Genomic DNA, 17635 nt, shown 5'->3' with positions numbered 1-17635 from the left:
GCTCACGCGCCGCCTCGTTTCCGAAAGTCGAACAGCGGAATGCCCAGCTTCTTCGCTTTGTCGGCGAAATTGTCCTGGATGCCGGTGCCGGGGAAGACGATCACCCCGATAGGCAGGATGTCGAGCATCTGATCGTTGCGTTTGAACGGCGCGGCCTTGGCGTGCTTGGTCCAGTCGGGCTTGAAGGCCACCTGCGGCACTTTGCGGGTGTCGGCCCACTTGGCTGCGATCAGTTCGGCGCCCTTGGGTGAGCCTCCGTGCAAAAGAACCATGTCGGGATGCTTGGCATGAACCTTGTCGAGCCGATCCCAGATCAGCTTGTGGTCGTTGAAATCGAACCCGCCGGTGAAGGCGATCTTGGGTCCGGCGGGCAGCAGCACCTCCTTGTCGGCGCGACGCTTGGCGGCGAGGAAGTCGCGGCTGTCGATCATCGCCGAGGTCAGGTTGCGATGGTTGACCATCGATCCGCTACGGGGACGCCAGGGTGATCTGGTGTGCCGTTCGTAATGCTCGGCGGCCTGGTCGCGCATCAGCTCGAAGGCGTTGCGACGTTCGATCATCGTCTGGCCTTCGGCCGTCAGGCGTTCGAGCTCGACGGCCTTCACCTCGGAGCCGTCCTGTTCACGTTGCCCGCGGCGCTGTGCCTGCTCGTTGTCGTCCAGCTCGCGCTCGATCCGGTCGGTGGCGCGGTGGAAGACGTTGACGGTCGACCAGAGGAGATCATCGAGGTCGGGCTCGAGGCGGGTGTCTTCCAGGGTGACGATCAGGGCGTCGAAGATATCTGCGATGGCCCCTGCGACCTGGTTGCCTTCGGGTAGCGGTCTTCCGTCGGGTTCGTCCGCAAAGGGACGGTAGCCATAAAGCTGAAGCTCGTGGAGGACGTGGTCGGTGGGGGATGATTCATGATGCGGCTCGTAGCTGTCGTCGTGCTCGCTCATCGGGATGCTCCTTCGTCGGTGTGACCGCGACCCTCGCGGCCTTCTGGCGACGAAAGCCGGCAGGCGGACCGGACCTGCACCCGGAGCGAAGCGAGAGGGCCGGAGCGCAGCGGAGGACGGCGAAGCCCGGCTATTTTGCTTCGCGATGGAAAGGGCCGCAGGGCCGCCGGAAAATAGTCGGGCGCCGACGTTGCTGGTCCGGGCCGTTTGCTGGCCGATCGCCCTCTCGAAGGCCGGGTTGCGGCTCTACCCGACACCTGGGAGCATCCGAACGAGTGCCAAGCGACGGCGTTGCCGTCACCAGCATTCCCTTCCGGCTATGCCGCCAGTGCCATGAAGCGCGCGACGTCCTGCGGTGCTATCTGCACCCGCGCCGCTGCCCTCAGGCTCTCCAGACCAGCCAAGCAGAGATCCTCGTTGAAGTCGCCCAGTCTCGGAGACACGACGATCGCCTCGATCCCGGCCGCTTTCGCCCGTTCGATCAGCGTGGCCATCGCTCCGTCGCCTGCCGGATCGTTGTCGCGCGCAATATAAAGCCTGCGCAGTGTTTCGGGGAACAGGATGGCGGAGAGGTGTGCTGCCGAGAGCGCCGCCGCCATCGCCATGTCGGGCAGGACGCGTCGCAGCGACAGCACCGTCTCGATGCCTTCGCCCGCCGCCATTACGTCGCCCGGTACACCAAATCGGACCGCGTGCCCAAGAAGGTCGCCCATCGCTCGCCTCGGTGTGTCGATCGGCGCCTTGTCCGAGCCGTCCGGGGCGAGCCAGGTGCGATGTGCGCCGGTGATCCGGCCCGCCAGGTCGGTGACGGAGGCGATCATTGCCGGCCAGGTCTCGGTCGGGGAATGCTCGTCGGGCCGGTAATAGCAACGGGGATGGAATCGCAGCGATCCGGTTCCGTGCAAAGCCGTAATCGCACGTTCCCGCAGATACGCTTCCACGACAGTTCCCAAGATTGGCTGTGACATGCCTACGAGCCGTCGCGCCGCTTCCGGCGATCCGGTTGGCGCCGGTGGTTTGCGCTCGCCACCATGCGGGTCGTCAGGTTCGGGATGTGGCATCGACAGGAATGTGCGCGCCTCGTCAGTGACGTCCTTGAAGTCGACAAGGCCGCAGCTTTCGCGGATGACGTCGAGGAGATCGCCATGCTCGCCGGTGGCGGCGTCGGTCCATTTGCCCGCCGCGCCCTTGCCGGCATCGCCACCCTTCAGCCGGACGAACATTGAGCGGCCCGGCGTGTTGCGGACATCGCCGACCAGCCAGTAGCGGCCCTCGCGATGTCCGGCGGAGAGGTAATGGCGGCAGACCGCCTCGGCCTGTCGGCCGAGACGTTGCGCCAGTTCGAAAGCATTGTGACGGGCCATCATGCGGCCTCACTGACGCGCTCGATCGCGTAGCGCTCCAGCACCTTGGTGAGGATCGTGGGACCGGTAGCGTCGGTCGGCACGAAGAAGCGCAGCTTCCACGATATGATCTCGCTGAACAGGCCATAGGCGCGAAGGCGGTCACGCATCGCGTCGGTGAAGCCCGAGAGTTCGATGCGGTTGGCGCTCATGACGCGAACACGGCGAAGCTGCATGCCCTCGGCGATGTCGAGGATTGTGCGGCCGTCTATCAACGCCTTGAACGCGTCGTCCGGCGTCAGCGTATTTGCGCCCGTCGCCAATGCGCCCGCGACCCAGGCCGGCGATACGCGGCGGCCAATGATGCGTTCGCCCGGGTCGGTCTGGAGCCGGTAAACCCGGGTCGATTCGTTCGGCAGACGCTTCCAGATCGGCAGGAGAAGCCCGGCGACGATATGGATCGTGCTGTCGGAGAATTCCGGCACTTCCGCCATCTCGGCGGTCCAAGCCTCCACAAAGCTGTTCCGTTCGGCTTCCTGCCAATGGCTCTCGTCCATCGAGCGCAGGGTGGCGTGGTGCTGTTCCATCGGGCGGATCAGCGCGACGCGACGCTCGATCTCGCCGTCGTCGAGCATGATGGACGATGCCGGAATTTGTACGGCAGCTCGGCCGGAGCGGCCGTTGACCAATAGCTTTGCTTGGCGGTCGCCGACAAGACCGAACGCGCCGTCGAGTGAGGTGGGCCGGTTGCGTTCGCGCCGCATGATCCTGAGCAACTGCGTCTCGGCGCCGGTGCCCGGATGGACATGGATGGTCGTCCGGTCGGTGACGATGAAGCTCTCGGCCTGGAGCGTCTCCAGCCCGAGGTCATAGACGCCGCTGGCGATGGCGCCCTCAATCTTGGCGTTGAGAAGTTGTTCGAACGCCGTGAACAGGATGCCCTGTAGCGAGATGGTCAGCGCCAGCAACCGGTTGAGGAAGGTTGTGATCGGCGGCAGCTCATCCTTGATGCCGCCCGAATCCATCAGCGACAGGCCGGTTGCATCCTCGAACATCTGCAGTGAGCAGCCCTCGACCTTGCCCCGGACCAGCAACAGGTAGAGCTGGCGCAGTGCGTCGCGGGCATAGTGGCTCTCCAGATTGTCCTCGGGCCTGAACAGGCCCTGGCCGCCGGTCTGGCGCTGGCCCTTGGTGATGGCGCCGAGGGTGTCGAGCCGACGGGCGATGGTGGAGAGGAAGCGCTTCTCGGCCTTGACGTTGGTCGCGATCGGCCGGAACAGCGGCGGTTGCTGCTGGTTTGTGCGATTGGTGCGACCGAGGCCCTGGATCGCAGCATCGGCTTTCCAGCCCGGTTCGAGGAGATAGTGGACGCGCAGCCGCTGGTTCCGCGCCGACAGGTCGGCGTGATAGCTGCGGCCCGTGCCGCCAGCATCCGAGAAGACGAGGATGCGCTTCAGGTCGTCCATGAAGGCGGAGGTTTCCGCCAGATTGGCGGAAGCGGCGCGGTTCTCGACGGCGAGGCGATCGCCCCTGCCGTCGGCACGCGACTTGCGGACGATCCGCCGCGATCGGCCGGTGACTTCCGCGACGATGTCCGTGCCGAAGCGCTGGACGATCTGGTCGAGCGCGCCGGGGACCGGCGGCAGGCTGGCCAGCGTCTCGATCAGGCTGTCACGGCGTGCGACAGCCTCGCGGCTTTCGACGGGCTGGCCATCGCGATAGACCGGGCGCGACGACAGATTGCCCTCGCTATCGGTGAACGGCTCGTAGAGCTGCACCGGGAAGGAATGAGCGAGGTAATCGAGGACATATTCCCTCGGCGTGATGTCGACGCGGACGTCGTTCCATTCCTCGGTCGGGATCTCGGCCAGGCGGCGTTGCATCAGCGCCTCGCCGGTGGAGACGATCTGGATCACGGCGGCATGGCCATCGGCCAGGTCCTGATCGATCGAGCGGATCAGGGTCGGCGTCTTCATGCTGGTGAGGAGATGGCCGAAGAAACGCTGCTTGGCGCTCTCAAAGGCCGAGCGGGCGGCGGACTTGGCCTGCCGGTTCAGCGTGCCGGTGTCGCCAGTGATGTTGGCGGCCTGCATCGCGGCGTCGAGATTCTTGTGGATGATTGCGAACGCCCCGGCATAGGCATCGTAGATGCGCGTCTGCTCGGGCGTGAGCTGGTGCTCGACCAGTTCATATTCGACGCCGTCATAGGAGAGCGAGCGAGAGGTGTAGAGGCCGAGCGAGCGCAGGTCGCGGGCCAGCACTTCCATTGCCGCAACGCCGCCGTCCTCGATGGCTTCCACGAATTCGGCCCGCGTGGCGAAGGGGAAATCCTCGCCGCCCCAGAGGCCGAGCCGCTGCGCATAGGCAAGATTGTGGACCGTCGTGGCGCCGGTCGCCGAAACGTACACGACGCGCGCGTTCGGCAAAGCGTGCTGGAGCCGCAGGCCGGCACGGCCCTGTTGCGAGGCGGCGACGTCACCGCGTTCGCCCTTGCCGCCAGCGGCGTTCTGCATGGCGTGGCTCTCGTCGAAGATGATCACTCCATCGAAATCGGAGCCCAACCATTCGACGATCTGCTTGACGCGCGAAAGCTTCTCGCCACGATCGTCGGATCGTAGCGTGGCATAGGTGGTGAATAGGACGCCTTGGCCGAGCGTGATCGGCTTGCCCTGCGGGAAGCGCGACAGCGGCGTTACCAGCAGGCGTTCCATGCCGAGCGCCGACCAGTCGCGCTGCGCGTCTTCCAGCAGCTTTTCGGATTTGGAAATCCAGACCGCCTTGCGACGTCCGCGCATCCAGTTGTCGAGGATGATGCCGGCCGATTGGCGGCCTTTGCCGGCGCCGGTGCCGTCGCCGAGCATGAAGCCGCGGCGAAAGCGGACGGCGTTCTGGGCATCGTCGGGCGCGGCCGAGACGAGGTCGAAGGTCTCATCCACGGTCCATGAGCCTGCGAGGAATTCGCCATGGGCGTCGCCGGCATAGATCACCGTTTCGAGCTGGGCGTCGGACAGGATGCCGTCGATGACGATGCTGGCGGGGAGCATCGGCCGGTAGCTCGGCTTCGGCGGTGCGACCGAGGCCATAGCAGCGGACTGGACCAGCTTGGTCGGGTGCGCCTGAGCGCCGGGAATACGGATCGCCTGAAGCCCGTATTCCTCATAGATGGCATCGGTCAGCCGGCCACCCTCGGGCGGGGTCCAGTCGACGGTTTCATAGGCGAGTTCGACGCCTTCGGGTTCGGCGATGGTGCGGGCCGGCGACGACGCGGCGCGAGCGAGATAACCGCGCACGGTGCGAGGCGCCGAGACGGCAGATATCGTCCGCGGCAGTGTGACCGGGAGCCTTGCCGGCACCTGGGTTTCGATCCATCCGAGCACCGTCGCGACATCGGGCGCGACCCCGGCCGATGGCGGGAACACGGTGGGATCGTCGGCGGGCGTCTTGTCGATCACCGTCAGGCGTGTCTCGATCGTCGTACCGTGCTTGGCATAAACCGAGCCGTCGATCGCTGCGGTGAACACAACAGTGCCGCGCTCCTGCAGCCGGGCAAACGCGTCGCGCCAGGCCGGTGCGTCCGGCGCGAAGCTGGCGCCCGTGATCGTCACGAGCCGTCCACCATCCGCCAGACGCGCCAGCGCTGAGGCGACGTGGCGATAGGCGGCCTCAGTCATGCGGCCGGAGACGTTCGCCATCACCGAGAACGGCGGATTCATCAACACGACGCTCGGCACCGCGGTCGCTTCGAGGTGATCGTCGATCTGGGCGGCGTCGAAGCGAGTGACGGGAATGGCCGGGAAGAGGGAGGACAGAAGGTCTGCGCGCGTGTCTGCCAGCTCGTTGAGCATCAGCCTCGCCCCGGCAATCTCGGCCAGGACGGCGAGCAGCCCGGTCCCGGCCGAGGGCTCCAGCACGCAGTCGGCGGGCGTGATCGCAGCCGCTGTGAGCGCAGCGAGACCGAACGGCATCGGCGTCGAGAACTGCTGGAAGGCCTGCGTCTCCTCCGCGCGCCGCGTATGCGTCGGCATCAGGCTCGCGATCCTGGCCAGCATGGGCAGGCTGGCAGCCGGAGACCCGGACTTGCGCATAACCGCCTTTCCGTATTTGCGCAGAAACAGCACCGTTGCCGCTTCGCAGGCCTCGTAGGCCGTCTTCCAGTTCCAGGCGCCGGACGTGTCGGAGGCGCCGAGAGCTGCCTCCATCGCGCCGCGCAAGGTTGCGGCATCGACGCGCTGGCCGCGTTCGAGATGGGGGAGAAGGCTGTGGGCGGCGGCGAGGATGGCGGCCGGTGCCGGGCTCGCGGCAAGCGGAAACGGCGCAGCCGGAACGGCCGCGGATGCGGAAGCGATGGTCATGGAGGACACCTCGGGAGAGCGGGAAACGGAGGAGCCGGCAGGCGCTCTCTCTCGACCGCACCGGCTCGAACCCGTCCCGGCGAACCTCTCACTCTGGCGCGCGCAATGACCTTTTGACCGCTTCGTCTTCCGAGGTCGGCTGCGCGGCGCTACATTCCGTCATCCAGAACATGGCGGGCGGCAGCCTCGACGATCGAGGACGCGCGCGCTTCACCGGGCGAGGACAAGGGAGAGACGGATATGACGGGAAGCGCGATCGGCATTGTGGCGGCGGGATGCCTGGTGGTGGGGTTCGGCGCAGGGTTCGTGGTCCGACCGATGATTGCGCCGGGCGGATCGGCGGCCGCCGTCGCCGGCGTTGCGCAGCCTACCGAGGAAGAAGCGATGGCCGCCGTTCGTCGCCATCGGCTCCTCACGGGAACGCCGCTCGCGAATGCGACCCTGAAGCTCGGCGATTGCTCTCCGGGTGGCGTCGGTCCCGGCGTGACGTGCATGACGCAGCTCACGATGGATACGACCAAGGCCAACGCCACACCGCAGAACAGGCCGGTCGGCTTCGCTCGCGTCAACGACCAGTGGGAGGTGGCGGTCTGGTAGCGGATATCAATCCGCGATGTCATCGCCGCCACTCGGAGGCGTATAGGCCTCGTAAGGATCGCCGTTGGCGAGATGACCGAACGGGGTGAAGACATAATCGCCATCGTCGCGGCCGACCGCGCAGATGACGTAGCGGGTCTCTCCGGTGGTCGAGTCCGTGCATTCCATAAGCGCCAGATTGCCATCGGCTGCGGCGCGGAGCAGCGTCTGGAAATTGTCCCGCGCATGATCGGGGATACTCATGACGCGCCTCCCGCAGCGAGGCGGTCGGCGAGCCAACGGCCGCTGCTCATCCATTCGATGGTCTGCCCGGTCGTCAGGTCGAGGACATGGGCGCCTCCGGAAAAGCCGTCGATGCGCGGCTCCGATGCGATGCCGGCCCACTGGAAGCCCCAACGTCCGGCGAGGCCAAACGTCTCGGCGCACCGCGTCACGAAGGTGATGAGGAGCTGGGGATCGGCGGTGCCGGGGTCACGCATCCACAGGCGCGTGGGGCCACGTTCCGGCTCGATCGAGAGTAGGAACGGCTCGGCCGGAGGATCTTCGGCGGCGTTTTGCACCATCTGCGCATTGTAGATGTCGAGGGCGCGCGCGGCGTTCTCGACCGTGCCCACGTCCAGCAGGCGCGAGAAGCGTGTGAAATACTCCGCCATGGCGGTCTCCTGAAACGAAAAGAGCCCGGCGAATGACCGGGCTCGAGCTGGATGAGAGGGTGTGGTGGCGTCAGTAGCCGAACTGCCAGGACGGCCACGGCTGCCCGTCGTCGGAGGCGCGGACGGCCTCGTCGAGATAGGCGCTGTCGCCCTCGACGAGCGTGGGATCACGCACAGGCGTTTCGTCGATCACGGTCACGCGGCAGACAAGGCCATCTTCGACCTCGACATAGACCGGAACGAGATATTGGAAGACGATGCGTCGCGGCGCTTCGGTGCCGGAGATATCCATCTGAAGGTTCCTTGAGACGAAGCGGCGGGAAGCGATCAGGGTCGCTCCCCGCCGAGTGGACTATTCGGCTGCGATGAGTTCAGACGTGTCTTCATCGGCTTCGGCCACCTCGTCATCGTCATCGGCGAGGAAGTCGGGCAACGCCTGGGCGTCACCGGCGTCAGGCTGATCGACGGGATCAGCGAGGCGCAGCGGCTCGGGCAGCCAGCCGCTGTCAGCCAGGAGCCGTTCGGCCTCCTTCGCCATGTCGCCCTTCTTGAGGTGGTCGATGAGCTGCGCGGCCTGTTCGCCCTTCGCCTCGCGGACGGCCTCGAGGATGCGCGGCTTGGTCACCCGATTGAGGTAGTTGCCGAAGGTCGGACGCCAGCCCGCCTCCACCATATCGAGCCCGGTCGCCCGCGTCAGGCGGTCGGCCTGGGCCAGCCGCATGTCGAGCGTATACTGCGACACGCCGCTGGAGCTGTGCGGATTCGGCCGCTCGTAGAGCGCGTTCACGCCGTAGCTGACGCAGTGCGCCAGCAGCGCCATGCGGCTGGCATCGTCGAGGCCGGCGAGCCAGTACCAAAGTGCGTCGTCGTCTTTGGGGATATCGGCGGCCCAGGCGTCGTGCCGCTCCCGCACCGCGCGCGCGGAGGGGCTGTCCGTCAGACCCTCGTCCTGGGCAGGGAAGTAGATGTGCTTCACACCCATCTCCATGGCGCCGTTATACATGCGGGTCATGAACCGATCCGAGACGAGCTTGTGCAGCAGCGCTGTCATGGCGATGTGCGGGTTGCTCGCCACGGCATCGCGCAGCGCGAGCGTGCGGTAGGCGGTCAGCTCGATGACCAGGCGTTCGGGCAGCGGCTTGATCATGTCGTCTTCGTCGTCATCGTCCGGCTCGGCGGGCTGGCCGCCGATGGTGATGACGGCGCGCTGCACCGTCGGGCCGGCTGGTTCGCGCGATGCGCCATCGGGCCCCGACGCGGTGTTGCCGTCGCCGTCGACCGGGTTGGCCGGAACGTCCCCGGGACGGACAAAGCCGCGATCGACCGTGAGCGAGCCGTCGGCGTCGATGCTGACAAACACGCCGGCGATGGCGATATCGGCCGGCTCGTAGTGAACCGGACGATTCTCGAAGTTCGCGAGCGCGGTCTCGATTTCACCGAGGCGCTGATCGATCTCGTCCGGCAGCTCGTCGGCGTCCTGATATTCGGCTTCCAGCTTCGCCATCTCGGCATTCAACGCGTCGATGGTCGCCTGCTCTTCGGCCGAGAGGTCCAGCGGCGTTCCGGTGATCTCCTGCAGGCTGCGTGCCGCATCGTACGGGAAACTCACGGCCACCTCGATCCACTTCCAGCCTTCGGCCGCGATCGTCTCGGCTTCGGCCTTCAGCTTCTCGTTAACGAGGCGGTCGAGGAGCGCCGGGTCCTGCAGCCATCCGCCATCGTCGGACTGGAACAGGTCGCGCATGACAATGCCGCCCGCCGTCTCATAGGCCTCGATGCCGACGAACACAGCGCGCTTTTCGGACGCGCGCACCGTCGTCTCGGTCAGCATGCGCCGGATCTGATAGGGCTCCTTGGCCCAGGCGTCCTTGATCGCGTCCCAGACCTGCTGCTGGCGGGCATGGTCGTCGGAGACCGTGAACGCCATGAGCTGCTCCAGCGTCATGCCGTCTTCGGCATAGACGTCGAGGAGCGATTGCGACACCGACGCGAGACGCAGCCGCTGCTTCACCACATTCACCGGGACGAAGAACGCCGCGGCGATTTCCTCCTCTGTCATGCCCTTGCCGCGCATGTCCTGGAAGGCGCGGTACTGATCGAGAGGATGAAGCGGGGCACGCTCGATATTCTCCGCGAGCGAGACCTCCTCGGCGAGGATATCGCTGTCGTGGTCGCGCACGATGCAGGGCACCGGCGCGATCTTGGCGAGGCGCTTCTGCTTTACGAGCAGTTCGAGCGCCCGGTAGCGCCGGCCCCCGGCCGGGACCTCGAACATGCCGGTCTCGACGCCATCGGCATCGACGACGGGCTGGACGCTGAGGCTCTGGATTAGGCCGCGACGGGCGATCGAGGCCGCGAGGTCCTCGATCGAGACGCCGGCCTTCACGCGCCGGACGTTGGACTGGGACAGGACCAGCTTGTTGAAGGGGATGTCGCGCGAGGACGACAGGGTGATCTTCTGAACGGCAGTAGCCATCGGGGTAGTCTCCGCGACGGGCGCCGAGAGACTCTCTCTCAGCCCTAAACCCGTCACGAAGCGAAGCGCCGCCCTCTTCCTCTAAAGGGGGCAGCGCCACGGAACGGAATTGGGACACGCGGAAGCGCAAAGCCGGAGACACGGAAAACCGCATCTCCGGCTATGCGGATGTCAGGCGGCTCGATTGAGCAGCTTCTTCGCCTTGGCCTCCATGTCGAGGCGGGCGTCCTGATGGGGCTTGTCGCGCGCGACGGCGGTGATGCCCTGCACGAAATCGAAGATGCTCTCGGGCGGCCGCCCTTCCTCGGCCAACACCGTGTCGATGATCTTGCCGGTTTCGGCCTTCGAGAAACCGCGGCGGCGCAGGAAGTCAGTGCGATTCTCGTCGCTGCGCGCCACGATCCGCTCGCGGGCCGCCTTGATGCCGTTGACGAACGGCAGCGGCGAGGAATTGGCGAAGTTCGCCAGCGCCGGCGCCGCCTCATGGGCGAAGCGGTTGGCGGCATGTTTGGAATGACGGATGGTGATCTCCTCGAAATCCTCCACGCCCCAGAGATTCCGGTTCTGGCAGACCGCGCGCAGATAGAAGCTCGCCATGCCGAGGGTCTTGGCGCCGACCTCTGAATTCCAGCAGTAGAAGCCCCGGAAATAGAGATCCGGCGAGCCGTCTGGCAGGCGACCGGCCTCGATCGGGTTCAGGTCATCGACGAGGAAAAGGAAGACGTCGCGGTCGGAGGCGTAGAGCGTCGTCGTATCCTTGGTGATGTCGACGCGGGGATTGTAGATTCCCGTCGACCAGTCGAGCACCCCGGGCACTTTCCAGCGGGTGTCGCCCGTGCCGTTGCCGGCGATGCGCTGCACGGCCTCGACCAGCTCGTGGTCGTAGATGCGGCCATAGTCCGGGCCGGTGACGGCGCGCAGTTCGACCCGGCCATTGTCGGTTTCCAGCGTCTTGATCTGCTCTGCCCGATTGGACGTCAGGCCATATTGCAGGTTGATCGCGGCGAGTGGTGCGGGGAGTTGGCGCAGATAGGCTGCCGGGGCGCCGACCAGGCTGGCCAGTTGGCCGAAGCTCCAATGGGTCGGGGCGACGGGCGTATCCGTGCCGGGCAGTATCAACGCCAGCCGCTCGGGGTCGCTGCGGTTCGCCTCCACATGGATGAGCGCGCTCTCCACGAGGCGCGTCCGGCTGCGATCGGCGCGGTCGCGAACTGAGTGCGCCAGTTCGGACAGCGACAGATATCGCTCGTCGGCCGGGCGGGAGAACCATTCGGACGAGACGCGGCCGATCCGCTCGCCGCGGCCGACATCCACTTTGTAGCCGCCGCTGGTGTCGCGGCGGGCCTCTAGAACTGAAACCTGGGTCATGGGACCAATCTCCACGACGGGCGCCGGAGACCTCTTCTCCAACCCTCAACCCGTCACGGCAAAGCCGGTCCGTCCTCTTCCTCTAAAAGGGGCGTTGCGGGGCCTCCCCGCAGAAGGGGTCGACCGAGACGACAGGCTCGGACGCAGGGGAAGACCTTCCCCCTTAACGACCAATCCCTAGATCCATTCGAAACTCAGCAAATCTGCGAACGCGGCTTTATCGAGGACGACCATTATGGTCGCAGACGGAATCCATCTTTTACAGGCGGTCGGAGTGTGCTTCGGCTTCAGAATTACACACGCTGGCGGCAGTGTCGGCGGCCTACTATCGATCAAGCCAGTTGCGCTTCGTACCGCCGAAGGGTCGTGGCAAAGGCCGCGAGGCCTTGGCGCTCCAGCGCCTCTATGAACTCTTTGACCGATGGCATGGTCTTCCGGAGGTTCTGTCGAGCGCGCGCGACGCTGGCGACCAGCAATTTCGGGAATGTCCTGTGAAGGCTCACGAGGAAGTCGTCCGGAGAGATGCAGGCGATCCCATGTTGCGCGGTGTGCGAAGTGGGAAAATCCTTCAGGTTCCACGTCACGATAACCCCGGCGTTGCCTGTGATCGCGGCGGCCAGAACATGCCGGTCATCGCGATCGGGCAGCGAGAGGTTTGGAATCAACGCTTCATAGCCGGCGACATCGGCATCCGGCAGGACAGCCTTCATCCTGTCGCGGGTCGCCTCCAGGCGATTGATGGAGGTCGTCGGCGAATTGGCGACCAGGTTGCGTATCCACTCCGCATGGATCTCGTCCGTCCAGCGCGCGAAGACCAAGCCGTCGACCGCGCACTGGATCAGGATATTGCGGAGATGGAAGGGATAGAGGACGCAGGCATCATAGACCGCGACCGGCGGTTTAGAGGCCATGATTGACGATGAGATCCTCTGTGTCTTCGGCCAAGGCGTCGAGCGCCTTCTGGCGGGCATCGAGCCGTTCCTTGAGCGCCAGCACGTCCTTCAGCAGCGCGCGGCGATGCTTGCCGACATAGCGAAACGGCAGGTCGCCGATATCCATCCGGTGAACGACGAGCGGCCGCGAGATGCCGAGCACGGTCGAGGTTTCGGTCGGGCTCAGTTCCTGATCTTCGGTGAGCACCGCGACGCGCTCGCCGCTGAGCAGGCGCAAGAGCAGCGTCTCGACGACACCGTTGGCGGCCGACGGCAGCGACAAGGTTTGCTCGCCGCCGTCGCGGCGGCGAACATGCAACTCGACATGATCGCCCTCCGCCAGCTTGGCCAGCGGCGCCACCTTCTTGCGGTCCCGGTCGGACAGGCCGGCGAACTGGACGACTTGGCTGGTCATGGACTTCTCCTTGCCAGTCAATATAGGACGAATGGAGCTTAACTGCAATAACTGAAACGCTGGAGAGTGGGTCATGCGGCGAGACGCTGATCGGCGTCGACCGCATCGTCGGAATCGGCAGCGGCCTTCTGGAGGAAGCGGGCCAGCGCCGCCTTGCGGGAGTCGCGGTCGAGCGCATAGGCGGTCTGCTTGAACTCGATCCCGTCGAGCAGCCCCTGAATGTAGCCCGAGATCGTGTCCGCCGCCATGATCAGCGCCGTGTCGAGGGTGTGGATGTAGTTGCTGGTGACCGACCCCTTCGAGTGGCCGACCAGCGCCGCGATCGTCACTTCGGTGAAGCCGAGATCATTGGCTATGCTGGCGAAGCTGTGCCGCAGGACATGGGGCGTGATGTCGGCGAGCGCGGTGTCCTCGAATATCTGTTCCCAGTGGTTCGGGAAGCTGCCGAAGGCGTTGTCGTCGCCCTGGCCGGCGAAGACATAGGTTCCGACCTCCGCATGCCGCCGGCTTTCGAAATACTCCACGACCGGCAGCCCCATCGGCCTGATCGACATTCCTTCCTTGCTGTCGATGAGGCGAAGGCAGCTCGATTCCGTGTCGGCCTCGACCCATTGCAGCTTCACCATTTCGGTGCGGCGGCATCCGGTGAGCGCGAGTTGGCGGATGATCTCCACCGACATCTCATACTTCTCGTTCTCTACCGCACCCTGGAGGATGGCGCCGAGCGTGCGATATTCGGCCTCGGTCAGTCGTCGTCCTCGCACATTGTCCTTGGGGCGTCGCACGCCACGGGCCGGATTGACCTCAATGATCCCGTTCTCGACGGCATAGGTCAGGATGCCGCCGAACAGCCCAATGGTGCGCGTCGCGGTGCCGGCGCCGCCGCGCACGATGGCCCTGCCCCTCAGCTTCTTCGTCTTGACGCTGCAGCGGGTCTTGCCCGCCATGATGTCCTTCAAGGCCTTGGCGATATCGGGCTTGGTCAGGTCCTTGACCCGCCGAGTACCGAGCAAGGGAATGATGTGGCGCTCGATGCGACCCGTGTCGGTGACGATGGTGCTCGGTTTCTTCGGGCGGTCGCCCTTGCCGAGAATGAGGCCGGCCTTCAGGTCGGCGAGATACAGATCGCACAGCTCTTTGACGGTAAGCGCCTTGTGGTCGATCTGCTTCTCCTCGGCCGGGTCTTCACCTTGCGCCACGCGACCCAATTGAGCCTTCGCCTCCTGGCGAGCACGCTCGGGCGTCCAGACGCCGTGGAGGCCGATGGTGAAGCGACGCGAGCGGCCCGCCAATCGATACTGAATGACGTAGCTGCGCTTGCCCGAGGCGAATACGCGGAGGCCGAAACCAGGGAGTTCGTCGTCCCAGACGACATAGTCCTTCTCGCGGGTATCCGCCGCGTCTACGACCCTCTTCGTGATCTTAGCCATTGGACACCTCCAGCGTGATGCTGCGTTCTCGCGTAAGCACCACGTAAGCAGCAGGACGGAAATCGCTGCGGGACAATGGATACCTGTGGCGGCTCCAAAAATCAAATTCTCTAATGTTTATAGTGGGATAGGCGGTCATCGGCGGCTCCTTGCGCTAATCGGCGGAGCTAGCGATAATCCCTCCGAAGGCAGAGGCCACAGGTTCGAATCCTGTCGGGTGCGCCAGTTTTCAATGACTTAGCGACAGCTGTCGCACTCTGTACGGAAAATGTACGAAAAACATCATCGGACGGCTTGGGCGTAAATGACAACCCAATTGAAGGTTTTCGGTCTATCTATGTGGTCCCGGCCCGAATCACCGTGCCAAACGGCTTCGGATGCGCGGGAGGAATCCCAGATCCCGCTCTAACGATTTGATCTCAAAAGGAAATTGAGAACCCCGCTATTCACTACCCGACATTTCCCCCACACTGCAAATGAGATTTTCTGAAGCGCTCCGGAACGACTTGTGACGGCTGCCCGCCGCAGTGTCGCCGTTATCGGGCCACTGCGGCGATCTGGAAGCAGTCATGCGTTTGCGGCGAACGGAGAGCTAAACTGCGCTCTTATTGTCCGTGATACAGCTCGCAAGCGATCCCGTCGTTATCGCCGTCCATCTCGGAGCGATAACCCGGTTCGTCGCGGTAGATCGGCGCAATTCCCGCTTCGCGAGCTTCTTTGCACCCGCTCCAATAGTCATCCACCTGCGGCTCACGCTGCCGCTTTGGTCCAGCGGCGACGGCGACTTTGCTCGCCCCATGGGCGATGTCAGCGCATCCATCTGAAGAGATCGCCAAAGAACCTACACCAACCGTCGCGCCAATTGCTACACCGCCCGCGAGAAACGTCATCACCGAAAGTCGACTGCGAGTGGCCATCGGGCGATCTTAATGCGTGTGGATAAATGACCCGTTTGCACCCCACTTGCGGTTGCTGAGTCGGTCGATTCGAATCCCGAAAGCGGCCATGAGTTTGTCCGGCTATCGGACGTCGACAAATGGGAGACTGTGAATACTAGCGATAATCGCTCATCTGAGCGACTAACTCCCCAGCTTGGCTGAAGAGCCAGTCCGCGATACAGTTATGGAATTCTACAATCTCTCGCTTGGATCCGGATTTTCGGCTGGGCCTATATATATTTTAGCCTCGCCTGCGAGCGACGGCGAATCCGTAGCATCGCAAGTTCGCGCGGAGAGATTGCGAGCCTCAAATCGTTACGTGGCTACTCCTGATCTAACGTTCCCGATTCCATAATTCGCGGCAGTAACCGGAGATCCGTTATACCGCAGCTTGTCACCAGCAGAGCTGCTGGCCAAAACCCCGATGTCGATCTGGGTAATATTCGTTTCATTATTAGCGCTGCCCACATCCAGTGAAATTCCGTTCGACCACACTTGAGCGCTGCCGCCAACTTGAGGAAAAACATGAGATCTAGTGCACCCCAAAAGCACAATGGCAGATCCTCCGCCGACTCTCGTTCGGGTTATCATGGGTTCCAGGTGCACGATATGGGAATTTGATCCAACCACTCCTTGATAAAAGTTCTTAAATTGCGTGCCAACTACTCTGATTTGCTTTGAGTTGTTTATCAACATACCATTATTGTTTACATTGACGTTGTTTACGATTTGTCCGCCACATATGCTTACCATACCCATGGAGTTATCAACTACAATCCCTTTTGAGCCCGCGACGTTGCTTGTCGTGGCGGCATATGTATTCCGAATTTCAATCATCCCGCCGCCGTTAATATTGCGGATGGTCAGTGGCTCGACCTTGCAAACGTCAAGGACGCAATCTGTAATGAGGATGTCCTGATGGTTCGCGTCGCCGATCATCGGCGTACCGGCAACATCAGAACCATCAATGTACAAGCCGTAGTCTGTTCCGCTCGTCTCAAGATGATCGACCCAAGTGTCGGCGATTGCGCCAAAGAGGTATAGGCCGATCGGAGCAAAGCCAGCGCTGCCCGCCTCTAAAAGGTTTTCCATCTTTAGTGACCAATTCGCGCCAACGGCGGCACCTGCGAATGGCGTAAATCCCCCTACGCAAAAGCCGGTAGCGAGATCTGGATGACCGTTGGGGGTGCCCGACGTGGTTCGGACGTGTCCACAGTCTCGTACAACGCAGGTAACCGTCCATACCACGCGGAAGCCAATGGCAGAGTCCTTATCGAAACAATCCTTGATTTGCCCCTCGTACAGGCCGGAAATCAACCACCCTGGGGCAGCATCCTCGCGCCTATTGCTCGTCGGCGGATTGCACGCGCCGGCACGAATCGTATTTATGCCTTCGACAGTAATCCGGCGTGAGCAGCTCGATGCACCAGCACTCGAGATATTGCCAACTTGGACGATCGGCGCACTCCCGACGTTTGGGCCAGACATGACAATGCGCGTGCCGTCGGCAACATCCGCCGAGCCTTTGACACCTCGTATCGTGCGAAAGTCCCGATCAAATATTACCGTGCCTGCAACTACGTAGTCTCTGTTTCCCAATATCATAACCGAGCAGAGCGCATGGCAACTCTGCAACGCGATCTTCCAGTCGCCTGTATAGAACCATTCCGGCTTACCGTGGATATCATCCCAGACTCGCGCCCAAAAGAAGCCAGCAACCGACGTAGATACAACATACAAACCTTGTTGCGAGTCTGGCACGGGCGGCATTCCCGCCGAGCATTCGAATGGGCCTTCGCGGCCTGTTTCATTGAGGAAGACGATAGTCCCCGGCGTAGGGCTGGCAAGCGCGGCCATCGCCATTCTGGAGTTTACGGTTGAGACGGTAGGCATTTTACTTCTCCAACTGGTTGCCTCTGCTTTGTACTATAGAACAAGGCGAAAACAAAAGATGAACAAATCCAACATTGCAACCATCATCCCTCTATGGCGAGATTGATCCGCGGCGGGGAAGGGCAGCTATTGCCGCTACGACTTAAAAAGCCGCCAATCGGCTTGCGGCCCAATTTCAGCCAGTCTGCTTCTCGTAGGGGTCACCATCGTCAAGCCGGAAACGTGCGTTTCGGCGCTTTCTGGCGATTAAGTAGGTTTCGCACCCACATTTCGTCCCACAAAATCTTTTGGCTGCCTTGG

At 63.5% G+C, this 17635-nt stretch carries 14 protein-coding genes; 1 reads left to right on the top strand and 13 read right to left on the bottom strand.

The window, feature by feature from the left end:
• Window positions 1-2: 2 nt before the first annotated feature.
• The 3 genes from G4G27_RS23920 to G4G27_RS23910 form a co-directional block, all read right to left on the bottom strand.
• Window positions 3-938 carry a DUF2493 domain-containing protein gene (locus G4G27_RS23920; protein ID WP_183110989.1) on the bottom strand — a complete coding sequence of 312 codons (936 nt, stop codon included), beginning with the start codon at window positions 936-938 and terminating at the stop codon, window positions 3-5.
• 317 nt (window positions 939-1255) lie between these two features.
• Window positions 1256-2302, bottom strand: a complete 1047-nt coding sequence (locus G4G27_RS23915) for a toprim domain-containing protein (protein ID WP_183114003.1) — start codon at window positions 2300-2302, stop codon at window positions 1256-1258.
• Entirely contained in the window at window positions 2302-6633 is a 4332-nt protein-coding gene (locus tag G4G27_RS23910; RefSeq protein ID WP_183110987.1) for a strawberry notch family protein, read from the bottom strand. The genes G4G27_RS23915 and G4G27_RS23910 overlap by 1 nt, the downstream gene beginning before the upstream one ends.
• Window positions 6634-6873: 240 nt before the next feature.
• Here G4G27_RS23910 and G4G27_RS23905 point away from each other — a divergent pair, with 240 nt between their 5' ends.
• Window positions 6874-7230 (top strand): hypothetical protein, encoded by a 357-nt coding sequence (locus tag G4G27_RS23905; protein WP_202049634.1) that lies wholly within the window; start codon window positions 6874-6876, stop codon window positions 7228-7230.
• 6 nt (window positions 7231-7236) lie between these two features.
• On the opposite strand, the gene G4G27_RS23900 is transcribed toward G4G27_RS23905, so the two are convergent.
• The 10 genes from G4G27_RS23900 to G4G27_RS23855 all read right to left on the bottom strand — a co-directional run bounded on the left by G4G27_RS23900 (window position 7237) and on the right by G4G27_RS23855 (window position 17335).
• Window positions 7237-7473 carry a DUF6117 family protein gene (locus tag G4G27_RS23900; protein WP_183110985.1) on the bottom strand — a complete coding sequence of 79 codons (237 nt, stop codon included), beginning with the start codon at window positions 7471-7473 and terminating at the stop codon, window positions 7237-7239.
• Complete coding sequence (locus tag G4G27_RS23895; protein ID WP_183110983.1) at window positions 7470-7883, bottom strand: hypothetical protein; 414 nt, start codon at window positions 7881-7883, stop codon at window positions 7470-7472. Before G4G27_RS23895 ends, G4G27_RS23900 begins: the two co-directional genes overlap by 4 nt.
• A gap of 70 nt (window positions 7884-7953) precedes the next feature.
• A complete protein-coding gene (locus G4G27_RS23890; protein ID WP_183110981.1) occupies window positions 7954-8175 on the bottom strand; it encodes a hypothetical protein in 222 nt (73 codons plus the stop codon).
• 60 nt (window positions 8176-8235) lie between these two features.
• Window positions 8236-10359 (bottom strand): ParB/RepB/Spo0J family partition protein, encoded by a 2124-nt coding sequence (locus tag G4G27_RS23885; RefSeq protein ID WP_183110980.1) that lies wholly within the window; start codon window positions 10357-10359, stop codon window positions 8236-8238.
• A 171-nt stretch (window positions 10360-10530) separates the two neighbouring features.
• Complete coding sequence (locus G4G27_RS23880) at window positions 10531-11727, bottom strand: DUF932 domain-containing protein (RefSeq protein WP_183110978.1); 1197 nt, start codon at window positions 11725-11727, stop codon at window positions 10531-10533.
• A gap of 332 nt (window positions 11728-12059) precedes the next feature.
• Complete coding sequence (locus G4G27_RS23875; protein ID WP_183110976.1) at window positions 12060-12638, bottom strand: PIN domain-containing protein; 579 nt, start codon at window positions 12636-12638, stop codon at window positions 12060-12062.
• Window positions 12628-13074, bottom strand: coding sequence for a DNA-binding protein (locus G4G27_RS23870; protein ID WP_183110974.1), 447 nt, complete (start codon window positions 13072-13074; stop codon window positions 12628-12630). The genes G4G27_RS23875 and G4G27_RS23870 overlap by 11 nt, the downstream gene beginning before the upstream one ends.
• A gap of 71 nt (window positions 13075-13145) precedes the next feature.
• The gene (locus tag G4G27_RS23865) at window positions 13146-14504 is read right to left on the bottom strand and encodes an integrase arm-type DNA-binding domain-containing protein (RefSeq protein WP_183110972.1); all 1359 of its coding nucleotides are present in this window, start codon (window positions 14502-14504) and stop codon (window positions 13146-13148) included.
• Window positions 14505-15109: 605 nt separating this feature from the next.
• The gene (locus G4G27_RS23860; protein WP_183110970.1) at window positions 15110-15421 is read right to left on the bottom strand and encodes an excalibur calcium-binding domain-containing protein; all 312 of its coding nucleotides are present in this window, start codon (window positions 15419-15421) and stop codon (window positions 15110-15112) included.
• Window positions 15422-15757: 336 nt separating this feature from the next.
• Window positions 15758-17335 (bottom strand): hypothetical protein, encoded by a 1578-nt coding sequence (locus G4G27_RS23855; RefSeq protein WP_183110968.1) that lies wholly within the window; start codon window positions 17333-17335, stop codon window positions 15758-15760.
• Window positions 17336-17635 lie beyond the last annotated feature (300 nt).

The sequence above is a fragment of the Sphingomonas sp. So64.6b genome (assembly GCF_014171475.1).
GTDB classification, from domain to species: domain Bacteria; phylum Pseudomonadota; class Alphaproteobacteria; order Sphingomonadales; family Sphingomonadaceae; genus Sphingomonas; species Sphingomonas alpina_A.
The sequence above is the reverse complement of the archived record's forward strand: the minus strand, read 5'-3'. Positions and strand labels throughout refer to the sequence as shown.